16 protein-coding genes are annotated in these 15,710 nt (G+C 32.2%); 7 read left to right on the top strand and 9 right to left on the bottom strand.

Annotated elements, in window-relative coordinates:
- From AC2DZ0_RS01910 to AC2DZ0_RS01885, 6 genes are all read right to left on the bottom strand, one after another.
- The gene (locus AC2DZ0_RS01910; protein WP_484643330.1) at positions 1-1,578 is read right to left on the bottom strand and encodes a sulfatase; all 1,578 of its coding nucleotides are present in this window, start codon (positions 1,576-1,578) and stop codon (positions 1-3) included.
- 21 nt (positions 1,579-1,599) lie between these two features.
- Positions 1,600-2,178, bottom strand: a complete 579-nt coding sequence (locus tag AC2DZ0_RS01905) for a pseudouridine synthase (protein WP_484643328.1) — start codon at positions 2,176-2,178, stop codon at positions 1,600-1,602.
- Between the two features lie 58 nt (positions 2,179-2,236).
- Complete coding sequence (locus AC2DZ0_RS01900; RefSeq protein WP_484491340.1) at positions 2,237-3,190, bottom strand: acetyl-CoA carboxylase carboxyltransferase subunit alpha; 954 nt, start codon at positions 3,188-3,190, stop codon at positions 2,237-2,239.
- Positions 3,191-3,251: 61 nt separating this feature from the next.
- On the bottom strand, positions 3,252-4,340 hold the full coding sequence (locus AC2DZ0_RS01895; protein WP_484643326.1) for an LptF/LptG family permease: 1,089 nt from the start codon (positions 4,338-4,340) through the stop codon (positions 3,252-3,254).
- A 31-nt stretch (positions 4,341-4,371) separates the two neighbouring features.
- A complete protein-coding gene (tgt, locus tag AC2DZ0_RS01890) occupies positions 4,372-5,502 on the bottom strand; it encodes a tRNA guanosine(34) transglycosylase Tgt (protein ID WP_484491338.1) in 1,131 nt (376 codons plus the stop codon).
- Between the two features lie 100 nt (positions 5,503-5,602).
- Positions 5,603-6,841 carry a hypothetical protein gene (locus AC2DZ0_RS01885; RefSeq protein WP_484643324.1) on the bottom strand — a complete coding sequence of 413 codons (1,239 nt, stop codon included), beginning with the start codon at positions 6,839-6,841 and terminating at the stop codon, positions 5,603-5,605.
- 328 nt (positions 6,842-7,169) lie between these two features.
- On the opposite strand from AC2DZ0_RS01885, the gene AC2DZ0_RS01880 reads away from it, so the two are divergent.
- A complete protein-coding gene (locus AC2DZ0_RS01880; protein ID WP_484643322.1) occupies positions 7,170-7,877 on the top strand; it encodes a LytR/AlgR family response regulator transcription factor in 708 nt (235 codons plus the stop codon).
- 233 nt (positions 7,878-8,110) lie between these two features.
- On the top strand, positions 8,111-8,674 hold the full coding sequence (locus AC2DZ0_RS01875; protein ID WP_484491335.1) for a CopD family protein: 564 nt from the start codon (positions 8,111-8,113) through the stop codon (positions 8,672-8,674).
- Here the strand turns inward: AC2DZ0_RS01875 and AC2DZ0_RS01870 are convergent.
- Together AC2DZ0_RS01870 and recR are read right to left on the bottom strand one after the other, a co-directional pair.
- Positions 8,666-9,823, bottom strand: a complete 1,158-nt coding sequence (locus tag AC2DZ0_RS01870; protein ID WP_484491334.1) for a glycosyltransferase family 2 protein — start codon at positions 9,821-9,823, stop codon at positions 8,666-8,668. The two genes, AC2DZ0_RS01875 and AC2DZ0_RS01870, sit on opposite strands and share 9 nt — an antisense overlap.
- Before the next feature lie 70 nt (positions 9,824-9,893).
- Positions 9,894-10,511: a recombination mediator RecR gene (gene recR / locus AC2DZ0_RS01865; protein ID WP_484643320.1), complete on the bottom strand. Its 618-nt coding sequence runs from the start codon at positions 10,509-10,511 to the stop codon at positions 9,894-9,896.
- Between the two features lie 157 nt (positions 10,512-10,668).
- On the opposite strand from recR, the gene AC2DZ0_RS01860 reads away from it, so the two are divergent.
- The 5 genes from AC2DZ0_RS01860 (at position 10,669) to AC2DZ0_RS01840 (ending at position 15,061) form a co-directional block, all read left to right on the top strand.
- Positions 10,669-12,141 carry a sodium:solute symporter gene (locus tag AC2DZ0_RS01860; RefSeq protein WP_484643319.1) on the top strand — a complete coding sequence of 491 codons (1,473 nt, stop codon included), beginning with the start codon at positions 10,669-10,671 and terminating at the stop codon, positions 12,139-12,141.
- A gap of 40 nt (positions 12,142-12,181) precedes the next feature.
- Complete coding sequence (pdxH, locus tag AC2DZ0_RS01855; protein ID WP_484643318.1) at positions 12,182-12,829, top strand: pyridoxamine 5'-phosphate oxidase; 648 nt, start codon at positions 12,182-12,184, stop codon at positions 12,827-12,829.
- Positions 12,830-12,937: 108 nt separating this feature from the next.
- Complete coding sequence (locus tag AC2DZ0_RS01850) at positions 12,938-13,426, top strand: SixA phosphatase family protein (RefSeq protein ID WP_484491330.1); 489 nt, start codon at positions 12,938-12,940, stop codon at positions 13,424-13,426.
- A 12-nt stretch (positions 13,427-13,438) separates the two neighbouring features.
- A complete protein-coding gene (locus tag AC2DZ0_RS01845) occupies positions 13,439-14,338 on the top strand; it encodes a Ppx/GppA phosphatase family protein (protein WP_484643317.1) in 900 nt (299 codons plus the stop codon).
- 3 nt (positions 14,339-14,341) lie between these two features.
- Positions 14,342-15,061 (top strand): peptidylprolyl isomerase, encoded by a 720-nt coding sequence (locus AC2DZ0_RS01840; RefSeq protein WP_484643316.1) that lies wholly within the window; start codon positions 14,342-14,344, stop codon positions 15,059-15,061.
- Between the two features lie 4 nt (positions 15,062-15,065).
- Here AC2DZ0_RS01840 and AC2DZ0_RS01835 read toward each other — a convergent pair whose 3' ends face one another.
- Positions 15,066-15,641, bottom strand: coding sequence for a hypothetical protein (locus tag AC2DZ0_RS01835; protein ID WP_484643314.1), 576 nt, complete (start codon positions 15,639-15,641; stop codon positions 15,066-15,068).
- Positions 15,642-15,710: the final 69 nt, after the last annotated feature.

Raw genomic sequence — 15,710 nt, 5'->3', positions numbered from 1 at the left:
TTAATCTTTTGTTAACTGACTACCCCACCAATCCTTATTTGGTTCAAAATTCTCCTTCAGCATTTTCTTTCGGTATTTTTCTAAAATCACCTTGTATTGTTGTTGTTTTGCAGCCCTCATTTTGCCTGCAATAACTTTGCTATAAGTACTATCAACAGTCGGATATTTCGCTCCTACTTCCTTAAGATATGCTTTTAACATGGTATGCATGATTCCTGTTCGTTCTATTAACTCTGAAGACAAATCATTATCCTCATGTATATCATTTTCTAGATCGTATAGCTCATTTCTTGAATCCTCATAATAATGAATCAACTTCCATTTCCCTAATCGAATAATAGAGGAAGGCTCTCCCCCTTGATTCCCATAATGAGGGTAATGCCAATACAAAGGCCTTTCTTTAATAGATTTACCCTCTAATAAAGGTTTTAAACTTATTCCATCTCTATGTTCAGAAGGCATAAGTGACATTCCAGACAAATCTAATAAAGTTGGATACAAGTCAGTTCCCGTTACAGGTATATCTATAAAGTTTATCTTAGTATTCAACCAAGGAACCTTTATAAAATATGGCTCTCTTATTCCTCCTTCCCATTGATAACCCTTCCCTCCTCTTAACGGCAAGTTTGAAGTAGAAAAAGCATCACCAGAAGCAACTCCTCCATTATCAGAGGTAAAAACCACTATCGTATTTTCTTCTAAACCAAATTCCTTTAAACTATTCAAAACTTTCCCAACAGCGGAATCCATCGACTCAACCAAACCAGCATAAATAGGATTATCCTGACTTACACGTACAGGTAAAACACGTTCCAACTGGTATCCTTCATCAGACAAACCTAATGCTACGGCCTTATTCCTGTATTTCATTCTAAGTTCCTTTGTTGTTTGCAAAGGACCATGTACGGCATAAAAAGATAGAAATGCAAAAAATGGTTCTTCTTTATGCTCTTTCATAAATTCAACTGTTTCATTAGCTAAACGCATTGAAAGATTCTCTCCAGCTATTTCGTCCTTTAATTTCGGATTTTTAAAAGGTGAAAAATATCCTCCTGCTGGACTTCCTTTATGATAACCAGCTTTATTGATATCAAAACCATGATCTTCGGGCAACGACCCAACACCGCCTAAATGCCACTTTCCAGCAAAAAAAGTTTTGTAACCTTGATTTTGGAAAGCTTCTGCTAAAACAATGTTTTTAGCAGGCAACTCTTTTTTATAATTAGCCGGCAACATTTTATCATATCGATTCAAATCTCTCCATTGCTCTCCTGATTTAGCTCCAATCCAATCCGTAACCCCATGTCTTGCGGTAGATTGACCTGTCATAATACTTGCCCGAGAAGGACTGCACACCCTACAACTAGCATACCCCTGTGTAAACACAGTGCTTTGATTCGCTAAACTATCGATATGAGGTGTTTCGTAAAACTTACTTCCTGAACTACTGGTATCATACACCCCAAAATCATCTACCAAAATAAATAAAACATTAGGACTGTTTTTGTTTACCTTCTTTTCTTTTTCGCAAGAGAACAAAAATACAAATACCATTATTCCCCAAACATTTTTTATCATTTTTATATTTTTTAAATACATCTAATATTTAAGTTCTTTAACAGGCATTACTTTGCCGGGCTCTAAACTTCCCAACAGGATATTCCCAATTCTTACACGCACCAATCTTAATGTAGGAAAACCAACTGCAGAAGTCATTTTTCTAACCTGCCTAAACTTTCCTTCCTTGATTCGAACTGAAATCCATGAAGTGGGTCCATGCCGATCATCACGGATTTTTGTAGATCGGTCTGCAAAATCAGGTTCCTTTTCTAACAACACACAAATACTTGGTTTGGTAATATACTTCACGCCTTTTATTCCAATCTCAACACCCTTGTTTAATTTCTGTAATGCCTCAGCATTCATCACGCCATCAACCTGCACATAATACTCCTTTTCAACTTTCGTACTGCAAATAGTATGACTTAACTTACCATCAGTAGTTAATAATAATAAACCTTCCGATTTTACATCAAGTCGCCCAACAGCCATGGTTCCCTCTGGAAAATCATGTAAATCTCCCAATAACTTTTTCTTTCTAGTTTTATTATTTACAAACTGAGAGATATAACCAAAAGGTTTGTGAATGATAAAATGTGAATGTATTTTCTCTGACATATTTATGTATAAAAAAACCATCTATAAATAGATGGTTTTTAATATTTACAGCGATTTACTATTCTTTGTAAACTCCCATGTTCTCATATTTAGCAATACGAGATTCAATCATTTTCTCTACAGATAACTTTTTGATCGCAGCCAATTCATCCATTACTGTTTTCCTTACTGTTTCAAAAGTCTCTTCCCTATTAAAATGTGCTCCTCCAACAGGTTCTCTAATCACCCCATCAACTAAGTTAAGACTAGACATATCTTTAGATGTCAATTTCAAAGCAGATGCAGCTTCAATTTTATAATCCCAACTTCTCCACAAAATAGTAGAACAGTTTTCAGGAGAAATAACAGAATACCATGAGTTCTCCATCATCATTACCCTATCACCAACACCTATACCTAAAGCTCCACCTGAAGCTCCTTCTCCAATAATTACAGTAATAATAGGCACTTTCAACACACACATTTCAAAAATATTACGAGCTATTGCTTCCCCTTGTCCTCTTTCCTCTGCCTCTAAGCCAGGATAAGCACCAGGAGTATCAACAAAAGTAAGTACAGGGATATCAAACTTTTCAGCCATACGCATTAAACGCAATGCTTTTCTGTATCCCTCAGGATTTGCCATCCCAAAATTTCTATATTGACGTGTTTTTGTGTTGTAACCTTTTTGCTGTCCGATAAACATAAAAGATTGATCTCCTATTTTACCTAAACCACCAATAATAGCTTTATCGTCTTTTACACTTCTATCTCCGTGTAACTCCATAAAAGTATCTCCTGCTAATGCTTTTACATAATCCAAAGTATACGGTCTGTTAGGATGTCTTGACAACTGAACTCTTTGCCAAGGAGATAAATTTTTATAGATTTCTTTTTTAGTTACCTCTAATTTCTCTGTTAATTTCTTACATGTTTCAGAAACATCAACAGCACTTTCCTCTCCGATCACTTGGCATTTATCCAATTGTTCTTCAAGTTCCTTAATTGGTAATTCAAAGTCTAAATATTCCATATTGTTATTGTTATAAGATGACAAAGATACTAACTTAATGAAAGTATCAAAATCATATTTTTTATTTTTTTGATTTTAAATACAAGTAAAAGGCTAACGCCCCAAATGCTATATTCGGCATCCAGATAAGTAACACAGTATTGCTACCCGCAACTGCACCTAGCACTTCTGCCACTTTCATAAAGAAAACATATATAAACATCAACCCAATTCCTACAGCCATATTGATTCCCATTCCTCCACGTTTTTTACGGAAAGACAAACAAACAGCTAGTAATGTCATGATATAAGAAGATACAGGTAATGTAGTTCTCTTATAAAGCTCCACATAATAGGCATTCAAATTTTTCACACCTCTATCTTGTGATTTTTTTATAAAATTCTTTAGTTCCGCAGAAGTCATCTCTTTAGACAAGTAATCAACATACAAAAGATCTTTAGGAGAAAAATCAAAAATAGTATCAAACTTTCTTCCAACTTCGATACTATCCATATCATTAAACCTCTTTCTTTTGGTAAAATTCTTTAAAGAAAATGTACTGTCTTTTTTAGACCATGTGATTTCGTTTGCAGTCAAACGATACTTCATTTTTAATCCATCATATTCTTCATATGAAAAATCATACCCTCTATTAGTTCTAATACCAAAATTCTGAATATAAATATACCTCCCTTTTCCTAGGCGCATACTAAATTCTTTTACATAATTTTCTTTAACATTATTTCTATTTGCTAAATACTTTTTATCAAATTTTGTAAGCGTTTCATTACTATTTGGCACCACATAATGATTCATAAACAAAGCATAAACCGTTACAAGTGTAGCTCCTATAAAATAAGGTTTTAAAAACCTGGTAAAGGAGATACTTGCACTATTAATGGCAATAATCTCTGTATTATTTGACAGCTTTGAGGTAAAGAATATTACAGATATAAACAAAGCCAATGGCATAAACGTATTGGCATAATAAATAATAAAATTGACGTAATAATCTTCTATTATCTCTCCTACTGATAAATTAGTATGACGTAAGAATTTATCAATTTTCTCTGACACATCAATCGCTATTGCAATGGGTATCAAAATAAATAAGGTAAAGAAAAAAGACCCTAAGTATTTTTTTAATATGTATTTATCTAATATTCTCAAGTTCAAAAATTGAATCGTAAATATATAAGAATTACAAACGGTTATTCATTTGACGAACCATTTTATTTTTCCACTCAGCAAAATCACCTGCCAAAATATGTTTTCTAGCTTCACGGGTTAGCCATAAATAGAATCCTAAATTATGAATAGTTGCAATTTGCTTCCCTAACATTTCATTAGAAGCAAACAAATGACGCAAATAAGCCTTTGAATAAAAAGTATCTACATAAGTAATTCCCATAGAATCAATTGGAGAGAAATCATCTTCCCATTTTTTGTTTTTTATATTAATACTACCATAAGCTGTAAACAACATTCCATTCCTAGCATTACGTGTTGGCATAACACAATCAAACATATCTACTCCAAGAGCTATATTCTCTAAAATATTAATCGGTGTTCCAACCCCCATTAAATATCTTGGTTTATCCTCTGGCAATACACTACAAACAACATCTGTCATTGCGTACATTTCTTCAGCTGGTTCCCCAACAGACAATCCTCCAATGGCATTTCCTTCAGCTCCTACACCAGCAATAAACTCTGCAGATTGTTTACGCAAATCTTTATAAGTACTTCCTTGAACAATTGGAAAAAACGTTTGTGAATACCCATATTTAAAAGGTAGTTTTTCTAAATGCGTCATGCACCTATTCAACCAACGATGCGTCATATGCATAGATCGCTTTGCATATTTATAATCGCATGGATAAGGTGTACATTCATCAAAAGCCATGATAATATCAGCCCCAATGGTACGCTGTGTTTCCATCACATTTTCTGGAGAAAAGAAATGATAAGAGCCATCAATATGACTTTTAAACTTCACTCCTTCTTCTTTAATTTTTCTCCTACCAGACAAAGAGTATACTTGATATCCACCACTATCTGTCAAAACAGGTCTATCCCAGTTCATGAATTTATGAATCCCACCTGCTTTTTCAAGAATATCCATTTTGGGACGTAAATACAAATGATAAGTATTCGCAAGAATAATATCTGGATTTACTTCTTCCTTTAATTCTTTTTGGTGCACTCCTTTTACGGTTCCCATAGTTCCTACGGGCATAAAAATTGGAGTTTCTATAGGACCATGATCAGTTGTCATTACACCTGCTCTGGCTTTACTTTGTGGATCTTTCGATTTTATTTCAAACTTCATAAGCGACAAAGATACTTAGAAACAAATGAAAACTAAAAGTTAATTTTTTAAAAGTTATAGACAAGAAATTATAATAAATCCTTAAAAAAACGGAACTCGATTAAAAGTAAAACATCAACCCAAAACTGATTCGCATAGCATCTCTAGCTTTATTGACATCCAATTCAGCTCCATTAACCTGACCATTCATGACTAACCTTTTTGCTCCATAATCTAACTCCACCCCATAGGTCATCCTACTATAATGGTCATACATAATATTTACAATCCCATAATAATGAATATGATCTACATCACCGTTTAAAACAACAAGCTCTGGACTCTCATTTTCAGAAACCAGAAATCTAGAAATATCATTTGTAAAAAATCTTGTATAACCACCTACTAAATTTGTATGTAATTTATCTGTCCAAAAATGTTCATAGGCCATCCAACCTCCATAGGAAGGTGTCGCATCAAGCTCATTGTTAACAGTAGGAAATCCATCATACCCAAACCCTGCAATACTCGTTATATAAGAGGTTATTCCTTTTCCGGCCGTTCCTTGAAATTGAAAGCTATTTTTACCTTTCAATAATCGTCCTGAAAAAGAAACACCATATCCGAAAAACGAACTTTTGACATCATCATACTCATAATTGATATTTCGAAACATTGTTGACATTCTCAAATGTCCCCATTTTTTTTCATGTTTCACACCCAAAATAAGATCCGGAGTTGTTTGATGTGCATTCCCAATTAGTGGTTCAATTTCATCATACCTATTATAATCAGTAATCGGTGCATCTAAGGCAATAATATATCTCCAGTCAGGATCATTTCCTATTTTATTGAAATATTTAATATGTGGACTACGAACCCAAACCCCTGAAGGTGGTCCTTCCCACTCCAAAATATTCGGCCATAAAGCTTCGTCTCCAAAGGATGCCCACCCCTGACCTATTTGCCAATGATCAAACTCAACATAAGCCTTTCTTAAACGCATGGTTCCATTTCCTCCCCAAAAATCAAATTCTACAATCGCATAAATACGTTCTCCTTCTTTAGTCATAATCGTAGACTCAAACTTTAGTTGCGTTTGATACATGTCCATTTTAAAACTACCTGAATCATCTGTTCCAAAAACATTAATCTTACCTATATTAAACGTCTCACTATCCTGAAGTCCACCAAAAACATCATAATAACCGTTCAATTTAATATTGGCTCCAAAACTACTTTTAAAATAAGGTTTCCCATTAATAGAATCTTTTGAAGTTACTGTCAAAAATCGATCTTGCGCAAAACTTTGAAAGCCTACAGATAGAAAAAACACAAAGCCTAAAAAATAATATTTCATATCATAACATTTATTAGAAATTAAATTTAAGCTTTTTATTTAATTCCTTTTTATGAAACAACTCTATTTGATGTAGCGTAAAATATTATGATAACAGAACCTACTTTGAAAACCAAAATATCTAAAAAGAAATTCATCCAAGAATAATAGAATTGTGATGTTAAGTATAGAAATATTTTATCTTTTTTATTTGAATAATACATAAAATAAGTATCTTAGTTTTTATATAGCTACCTGAACAAACTACTTTTTAAGTCTGCCGATAACAAAACCAAAAGGCGTAAACCATTTTTAAAACGTAGTGCTATTTATTAAAAAATAATAATTTATGAAAAAGTGTATCTTAATTGATGATGATGCTACTGCAAGATTGATAACCCAACAAATGATTTCTAAAGTAGAAGATTTAGAGGTAGTTGGAGATTTTGAAAATGCAATTGATGCCATTAAATTTTTAAATGACCAAACGGTAGATCTCATTTTTCTTGATATTCATATGCCTACTTTTTCTGGATTTGATTTTATAAAAACGCTTAAAACACCTCCTAGTATTGTTCTTGTAACTTCTGACAGAAATTTTGCTTTAGACGCCTTCGAATATAACTGCGTAGTAGATTATCTTGTAAAACCTTTGACATTTGAAAGATTTCAAAAATCCATGGACAAAATATCTTCATTGGGAGCACCAATTCAACAGAAAAAAGAAGAAAACAAGGATACTACAGAAGATAAACTTTATGTAAACATTGATAGAAGATTAGTAAAAATACATATCCCTGATATTTATTTAATCGAAGCCAAAGGCGACTATATAAACATCAAAACAGAGAGTAAAAACTATATTGTACATTCTACTTTAAAAAAAATAGAAAACAAATTACCTTCTCAGACTTTTATAAAAGTACACAGATCTTATATTATTAACTTTAACAAAATAGTTGATATTGAAGACAACAGTGTTCTGATAAAACAAGACATAATTCCTGTAAGCAGATCAAATAGAAGTGAATTAATGCGACGATTAAATTTACTTTAACCCTTCTTTGTTTTTGTACCAAGGACCACGTCTCAAAACGGTATTTGCTTATGGTATAAACCAAAATAATGTTGTTACATTTCAAAAGAAAACAGCTTCAAAACATTTCAACAAAAACTCTGATAAGACAATCTCATTAGCTATCCTTAGAAATTTATAGTTGTTTACTAGCTATTAACACTTAAGAGAGATTAATTGATATCTTTGTCACTAGACATTACAATAAATTACAAATGAACTATTACTATATAAAGGCCTTACATATAATTTTTATCGTTACCTGGTTTGCAGGTTTATTTTACATAGTTAGATTATTTATTTATCATGTAGAAGCAGACAAAAAGCAACAACCTGACAAAGGGATTTTACAAAGGCAATACAAAATTATGAGCAAAAGGCTTTGGTATATTATTACCTGGCCCTCTGCAGTACTGGCTAGTTTTTTTGCGTTTTGGTTACTTTATGAAAACCCTACTCTTTTAAAACAGCAATGGATGTGGATCAAACTATCGTTTGTAATTTTATTATATTTTTATCAATGGGGATGTCATGTCATCTACAAACAACTTCAAGATGACATTATTAAATATAGCTCAGCTAAACTAAGGTTATGGAACGAAGTGGCAACAGTGGTTTTATTTGCGGTAGTCTTTTTGGTAGAATTACAAAACAACATAGATTGGATATGGGGTGTTGTGGGAATATTTTCTTTTGGAATAATTTTAATGCTACTTGTAAAACTTTACAAAAAATCTAGAAAAAAGAGAAGCTGGGATCCAGATGATTCACTAGAGTAAATCAATGATTTCTCCTCGTCCATCAGAAGAATTACTACCGATTACATAATGGGTATCTTGCGAATGGATTTTATAAATTAGTTTATCGGAATGTAATGTAGAAATCAGATCAATTATCTTTTCATAGTTTAAAGAAGATTCATCTAACCACACTTCTTCTATTTTATTTTTCTGAGCGTAGCGCTGTAATTGTTTCATAGAATTAAACTTGACAAAACTTAATTTTCTACGAATATTTTTATCTATCGCTACTTTTTTATCTCCAACATACAATACATTTTCTCTGTCTTCAATAAGAATTGTTTGATCTGAAAGCTGAAAATACTTAAATAAATACCACAATTTGATGCAAATCTTCATTCCTGCATCCTGAAAAAAGTTGGAAGTAAAATGTTTTTTGTAAAATATTTCCATAGCTCCATGAAAATATTTTAAATATTTCACATCCTTTCGAGTAGACTCTCCTTTAAAATGAATGCATTTCAAACTTCCTAAATAATAGTTTTTGTAACCTGCCTGTAGTAACTTATAACTAAGATCAATGTCTTCTCCATACATAAAGTAATCCTCATCGAAACCACCAACCTCCTTGTAAACTTTGGTTTTAAGAAACATAAACGCCCCTACAAGTATCTCAATCTCGCCCTCTCCATCTTGCTCTACATTGTTAGCATAGTAAGTTCCTTTATTTTTATCTTTCCCTAAAAACCTATTGAACGATGCTTTTAGGGTAGGGATTCCACGTTTACTTTCTGGTAAATATGCACCAGTACCGTCTACCAATTGCACTCCCACGGCTCCCATATTTTCATGTTCAACTGCAAACGACAATAACTCTAAGAAAGTTGATTCACCAACAACTGTATCGGGATTCAATATTAAAACGTACTCTCCTCTTGCAAGAGCTACTCCTTGATTATTCGCCTTAGAAAAACCAATATTATCTTTATTACAAATAAGGTTTACAGATGAAAAGTTTTTAGAAATTAAAGCGCAGCTATTATCTGTAGAAGCATTGTCTACAACAATAATTTCCGCATTTAAGTGCAAACATGCTTTTTCAACACTTCTTAGACATAAATCTAAAAAATGATACACATTATAATTGACTATAACAACGGAGAGTTGAATGTTAGGTTTAGAAGTCAAGTAAGTTAATTAAATTGGTTTCTGTATAACGAAAATACAGAGTGGTTATTGTATTTGAAAGATAAAAAAATTATTGATTTAATGAATCACTAAAAGGCACCCTATTTGCAATACTTCTACCTAAAGTGACTTCATCAGTATATTGCAGCTCATCTCCCACGGAAATACCTCGTGCAATGGTAGAAATAGTAATAGAATAATTTTGTAATTGTTTATACAAATAAAAATTCGTGGTATCCCCTTCCATAGTAGAACTAAGAGCCAATACAACTTCAGTAACACGCCCCTCTTTCACTTTATCTATAAGACTTTCTATAGTTAAATTATGAGGACCTATGCCCTCCATTGGTGAAATTCTACCACCCAAAACATGGTACAAACCCTTATATTGAACTGTATTCTCAATAGCCATTACATCTCTAATATCTTCAACTACACAAACAATATTTTCACTACGATTATGGTTTGAGCAAATTTCACAAAGCTCTACATCAGAAATATTATGGCATTTTTCACACAACTTTACCTCTTCTACCAAATCATTCAAAGCGTTCGCTAAATGATTCGTATGAGATTTAGGTTGCTTTAAAAGGTGTAATACAAGTCTTAACGCAGTTCTTTTACCTATTCCAGGTAACTGTGAAACTTCATTCACAGCTTTTTCTAACAATTTTGATGAAAAATTCATATCACAAATGTACTAATTTAGACAAGTAAATAGCTACATCATCAAATCAAAAAACGATAAAAACTAATCAATTTGTATTAATTCCAGAATAATTCTTCTCAAATAAGCCGCTGCTAATAAATCTTTAGTATTTTCACTTTTTTTAACACTTTATTTCATGCAAGCCTATCAAATAGTTTTTATTGTCTTAGCCTACTTTTTCGTACTGTTAGGAATTTCTTATTTCACTGGTAAAAACGACTCCAATGATTCCTTTTTTAAAGCCGAAAAAAAATCTCCTTGGTATGTTGTTGCCTTTGGTATGATTGGTGCTTCTTTGTCTGGCGTCACATTTATATCAGTTCCTGGTTGGGTGCAAGCAAGTCAATTTAGCTATATGCAAATAGTACTAGGGTACTTAGCTGGATATATAGTGATCGCCTATATTTTACTCCCAATATATTATAGAACTAACATTACTTCTATTTATGAATACCTACAAAATAGATTCGGAAATGTTACCCACAAAACAGGGGCTTTATTTTTCTTTGTTTCTAGGGTATTAGGTGCATCATTTAGACTTTTCCTAGTAGCTTCTGTTTTTCAGTATTTTATTTTTGACGCTTGGAATATTCCGTTTGAATTCACGGTAGTAATCTCGATTTTATTAATCTGGATGTACACCTATAAAGGAGGAATGAAAACAATTGTTTGGACAGACACACTTCAAACAACTTTTATGTTAACTGCTGTAATAGTTGCTATTTATATAATTTGTGATAGTTTTAATTGGACCATCATTGAAGCATTTCAATCTCATGAATTTAAAAATTATTCAAAAATATTTTTCTATGATAACTTAAACAACAATAAGCATCTTGTAAAATCATTTTTTGGAGGAATGTTTATTGCCATAGCAATGACTGGACTAGATCAAGATATGATGCAAAAAAACCTCACTTGTAAAAGCACAAAAGAGGCTCAGTGGAATATTTTATCTCTTGGTTTTGTTCTCATTTTTGTCAATTTTATTTTTTTATCTCTAGGAGCTCTATTATACATATATGCTGACAAACATGGAATTTCAATACCTATGGTAGATGGGAATCCAAAAACAGATTTATTATTTCCAGAGATTGCCTTAAACCAAAACTTAGGATTCCCTATCGCACTTGTTTTTATTTTAGGCTTGATCGCAGCAGCCTATTCAAGTGCTGACAGTGCTCTTACATCCTTAACAACTTCATTCTGCTATGATTTTCTTTCTATTGAAAACCTGCCTGAACTCGACCAAAAAAAGACAAGAAAAAAAGTACATATCGGTGTTTCAATTTTATTAATCTTTGTCATCATATTATTCAAACACGTACTAGAAGACAATGTTATTAGCAGTCTCTTAAAAGTTGCTAGCTACACTTATGGTCCACTGTTAGGACTATTCGCATTTGGAATATTTTCAAAAAACAAAATTCAAGAAAAAAGAGTACCTTTTGTTGCGATTGTTTCTCTATTAATCACTGCGTTATTAGATATTTATGCTGAAACATGGTTTTCAGGTTATAAATTCGGCTATGAATTGTTAATTTTAAATGGATTGATCACTTACGTTGGCCTCATTTTTTTGAAGATTAAAACCAATAAAATAGGGTAAAAACAACGTTTTCATTCCAAAATATAAGTATTTTTACAGCATGGAAAAAGACCTAAGTAACTATAGAAAAGTTTACGTAAAAAAAGAACTCCTAAAAAAAGATGTTCCCGAAAACCCAATGGAATTATTTCAAAAATGGTTTCATGATGTAGAACAATCAAATACAGTTGATGAAGCCAATGCTATGACTATTTCAACAATTGGAACAGACGGTTTTCCAAAAAGTAGAATTGTACTATTAAAAAAGTTTACTTGGGAAGGTTTTATCTTTTATACAAATTACACAAGTGAAAAAGGGAAGGCAATTACTGCGAATCCAAATGTTTGTCTATCCTTTTTTTGGCAAGGAATGGAGCAACAAATCATTATTAAAGGACAAGCTGAAAAAATTGCAGAAAATTTATCTGATGGTTATTTTGAGTCTAGACCTAACGGAAGTAAACTTGGAGCATGGGCCTCTAATCAGAGTGAAGTGGTAACCTCAAAAAAGGTATTAACTTCTAATTTAGAAAAATTTGAAAATCAATTCAAAGACAAAGAAATCCCAAGACCCGATCACTGGGGCGGATATATAATTAAACCTCAGTCAATTGAGTTTTGGCAAGGTAGACCCAATAGAATGCATGATAGAATCAGATATCAACTTCAAAAAGATTACAGCTGGAAAATTGATCGGCTAGCTCCATAAAAACAACGATACAAACCAGTTATTAATAGGGATTAACCAAGAGTAATTAGCAAATTAATCAGTCCCCATAAAACATTTTTAGTATCTTTGAACCATTAATTTGTATACATGAAAACAGTATATATTGTACGTCACGCCAAATCTTCTTGGGAGTACAAGGGCATAGAGGACATTGATAGACCCTTAAAAAAGAGAGGTATAAAAGACTCTTATTTAGTTGCCTCGGCACTTGTTAAAAAAATTGATAAGCCTGATGTTTTTATTACCAGTAGTGCATCTAGAGCCCTATCAACAGCGGTAATTTTCTCAAATGTTTTTAGCTATCCTCTCTCAAACTTGCAAATAAAAAAATCTTTGTATAATTTTAGTGATGGCTATTTGGTAAAAACCATAAAAGCACTTGATGATGAATTTGATTCTGCAATCATTTTTAGTCATGATCATGGAATCAATGATTTTGTAAATAAATTTGGTGACACTTTTATTCCTCATGTTCCTACATGTGGTGTTGTTGCTATTCAATTTGAAAACAATCATTGGAAGAGTGTAAAAAAGGGAAAAACTTTGTTTCAAGACTTTCCTAAAAACCACAAATAAAAACGAATTACATTGTTAGAAATTAAAAAATATGCAGCCATAGATATAGGATCTAATGCTGTGCGCTTATTAATATCAAATATTGTTCTTGTTAAAGACGAAGAACCTAAATTTAAAAAATCAGCTTTGATTCGTGTTCCAATACGTTTGGGGGCAGATGCTTTTATATCTGGAACTATTTCTGAAGAAAACTCTATTAGAATGATAGATGCAATGAAAGCATTTAAACTTTTAATGAAAGTACATGGTGTAGAAAAATACAAAGCATGTGCTACTTCTGCAATGCGCGACTCCTCTAATGGTAAGGAACTGATTGAAAGAATTAAAAAAGAAGCGGACATATCCATTGAAATAATTGATGGGAAAAAGGAAGCTCAAATTATTGCTTCTACAGATTTATCTCAATTAATTGAAGGTCATAAATCTTATTTATATGTAGATGTAGGTGGTGGTAGTACCGAGTTTACCGTCTTTTCAAAGCAAAAACTGGTTGCTTCAAAATCTTTTAAAATGGGAACTGTCCGTTTGCTTAATAAAGAAGTGGACAAAAAAGAAACTTGGAAAGAAATAAAAAAATGGATTGAAGCCAACACCAAAGACATGAAAAAAATCGTGTTGATTGGTTCTGGTGGAAACATTAATAAGATTTTTAAAATGTCTGGCCAAAAAATTGACAAGCCACTTTCTTATATTTATATGAATGCGCATTATCAATTTTTAAAGAAAATGAGTTATGATGAACGTATTTCTGAACTTGGGCTTAACCCTGACCGAGCAGATGTAATAATTCCAGCAACAAAAATTTATCTATCTGCCATGAAATGGAGTGGTGCTAAAAAAATCTATGTCCCAAAAATTGGTCTTTCAGATGGAATTATTAAAAGTTTGTATAGCGGAGTTCTAGAAGCATAATCAATGTCGAAATATATTCCGTTTTTAATTTGTTGTATGTTATCTATTGTCGTTTCATGTAAAACTGAAACTACTAAAAAAGAAACTAATGTAGAAAGCAAACAAACCGAAATAAAAGTAAAAAAAACGCCTCAAAAAAGACTTTTAGCACCTGAAGATCGTCAATATATTTTTGATTCTATCAGTACTGAAAATGCGGTTGCTTTTTTTACTGAATACGGAAAATCTCATCCACAAACAAAATTAAAAATAACTACACGATTAGGAGATATTTATGTTCGTTTATACAAAGACACACCAATACACAGAGCCAGTTTTCTATATTTAGTAGAAAAAGGCTATTACGATACAACTTGCTTTTATAGAATTGTTCCTGATTTTATTGTACAAGGAGGAAGTTCTGATAACTTAGTAACACCAGCGTACAAAACTCAATTAAATGATTACAGAATCCCTTCTGAGTTTAGAAAAAATAGAGTTCATAAAAGAGGCTGTATGGCAGCTGCTCGAGACTGGGAAAACAATCCCACAAAAGAATCTACACCTTTCGAATTTTATTTTATTCAAGCAACCAAAGATCAGTCACATTTAAATTATGAACACACTGTTTTTGGCGAAATTACAAAAGGACTAGATGTTATTGATAAAATAACACAAGTAAGCATTGACAGATACGAATGGCCCGAAAAAGACATTCCTATGAAAATAACAATCTTAGATTAATTATTTAATCAAACCAAACAACAAAGGTCTTTGGCTTCACCAAATTAGGTATTTGTTCTAATTGCACATCATTCGTTTGAATTGTGTTAATTCCCAAATCCAACTTATCCAAAGTCATAGTAGCATTCATTTTATCCAAATACAAGACCACTTTAGTAAAAGTAGACTCAATTTTAGACACATTCATTGCCAAATTTATCTCTTCAAATTTAGACCCCAATCCAACGCCACCTTGCTTTGTAATATATTTTGCATCGTGAATATCAACCGTTCTTATGGTAGATAAAGAATCTAATGATTCTTTTGGTGTTAAGGTTAACAAATGCTTCCCTTCCTTTGAGTATATCAAATAATAATCATCTTCTTGAGCGTACCTTCCCTTATAACCAAGTATTCCTTCACTCAACCTTTTTACAACGGAATCATTTTCAAATAAAGATTCTATTTCCATTACTTTAGTCTCTGAAGTAAGCACTCCCACCCTATTTTTCTCAACGGTATATTCATCTTTATTAGAACAACTGGAAAGCAATATCGCTAAGACTAAGATGGAAAAAGATTTAAAACTAAATTTACGCATGGCTATTTGGGTATTATATTATAATGGCTAAAAGTAGTTTTTTTCTTTTAAAAAAGCTGCTATAATTTT

This window comes from Flavicella sp. IMCC45668 (genome assembly GCF_057219105.1).
The sequence above is the reverse complement of the archived record's forward strand: the minus strand, read 5'-3'. Positions and strand labels throughout refer to the sequence as shown.

Excerpts from the sequence above, each read along its gene's own strand:
- pdxH (WP_484643318.1), top strand. The coding sequence starts at position 12,182 with ATGGAAAAAGACCTAAGTAACTATAGAAAAGTTTACGTAAAAAAAGAA.
- AC2DZ0_RS01860 (WP_484643319.1), top strand. The coding sequence starts at position 10,669 with ATGCAAGCCTATCAAATAGTTTTTATTGTCTTAGCCTACTTTTTCGTA.
- AC2DZ0_RS01840 (WP_484643316.1), top strand. The coding sequence starts at position 14,342 with ATGTCGAAATATATTCCGTTTTTAATTTGTTGTATGTTATCTATTGTC.
- tgt (WP_484491338.1), bottom strand. The coding sequence starts at position 5,502 with ATGAAGTTTGAAATAAAATCGAAAGATCCACAAAGTAAAGCCAGAGCA.
- AC2DZ0_RS01875 (WP_484491335.1), top strand. The coding sequence starts at position 8,111 with ATGAACTATTACTATATAAAGGCCTTACATATAATTTTTATCGTTACC.
- AC2DZ0_RS01900 (WP_484491340.1), bottom strand. The coding sequence starts at position 3,190 with ATGGAATATTTAGACTTTGAATTACCAATTAAGGAACTTGAAGAACAA.
- AC2DZ0_RS01850 (WP_484491330.1), top strand. The coding sequence starts at position 12,938 with ATGAAAACAGTATATATTGTACGTCACGCCAAATCTTCTTGGGAGTAC.
- AC2DZ0_RS01910 (WP_484643330.1), bottom strand. The coding sequence starts at position 1,578 with ATGATAAAAAATGTTTGGGGAATAATGGTATTTGTATTTTTGTTCTCT.
- recR (WP_484643320.1), bottom strand. The coding sequence starts at position 10,511 with ATGAATTTTTCATCAAAATTGTTAGAAAAAGCTGTGAATGAAGTTTCA.
- AC2DZ0_RS01885 (WP_484643324.1), bottom strand. The coding sequence starts at position 6,841 with ATGAAATATTATTTTTTAGGCTTTGTGTTTTTTCTATCTGTAGGCTTT.
- AC2DZ0_RS01905 (WP_484643328.1), bottom strand. The coding sequence starts at position 2,178 with ATGTCAGAGAAAATACATTCACATTTTATCATTCACAAACCTTTTGGT.
- AC2DZ0_RS01835 (WP_484643314.1), bottom strand. The coding sequence starts at position 15,641 with ATGCGTAAATTTAGTTTTAAATCTTTTTCCATCTTAGTCTTAGCGATA.
- AC2DZ0_RS01880 (WP_484643322.1), top strand. The coding sequence starts at position 7,170 with ATGAAAAAGTGTATCTTAATTGATGATGATGCTACTGCAAGATTGATA.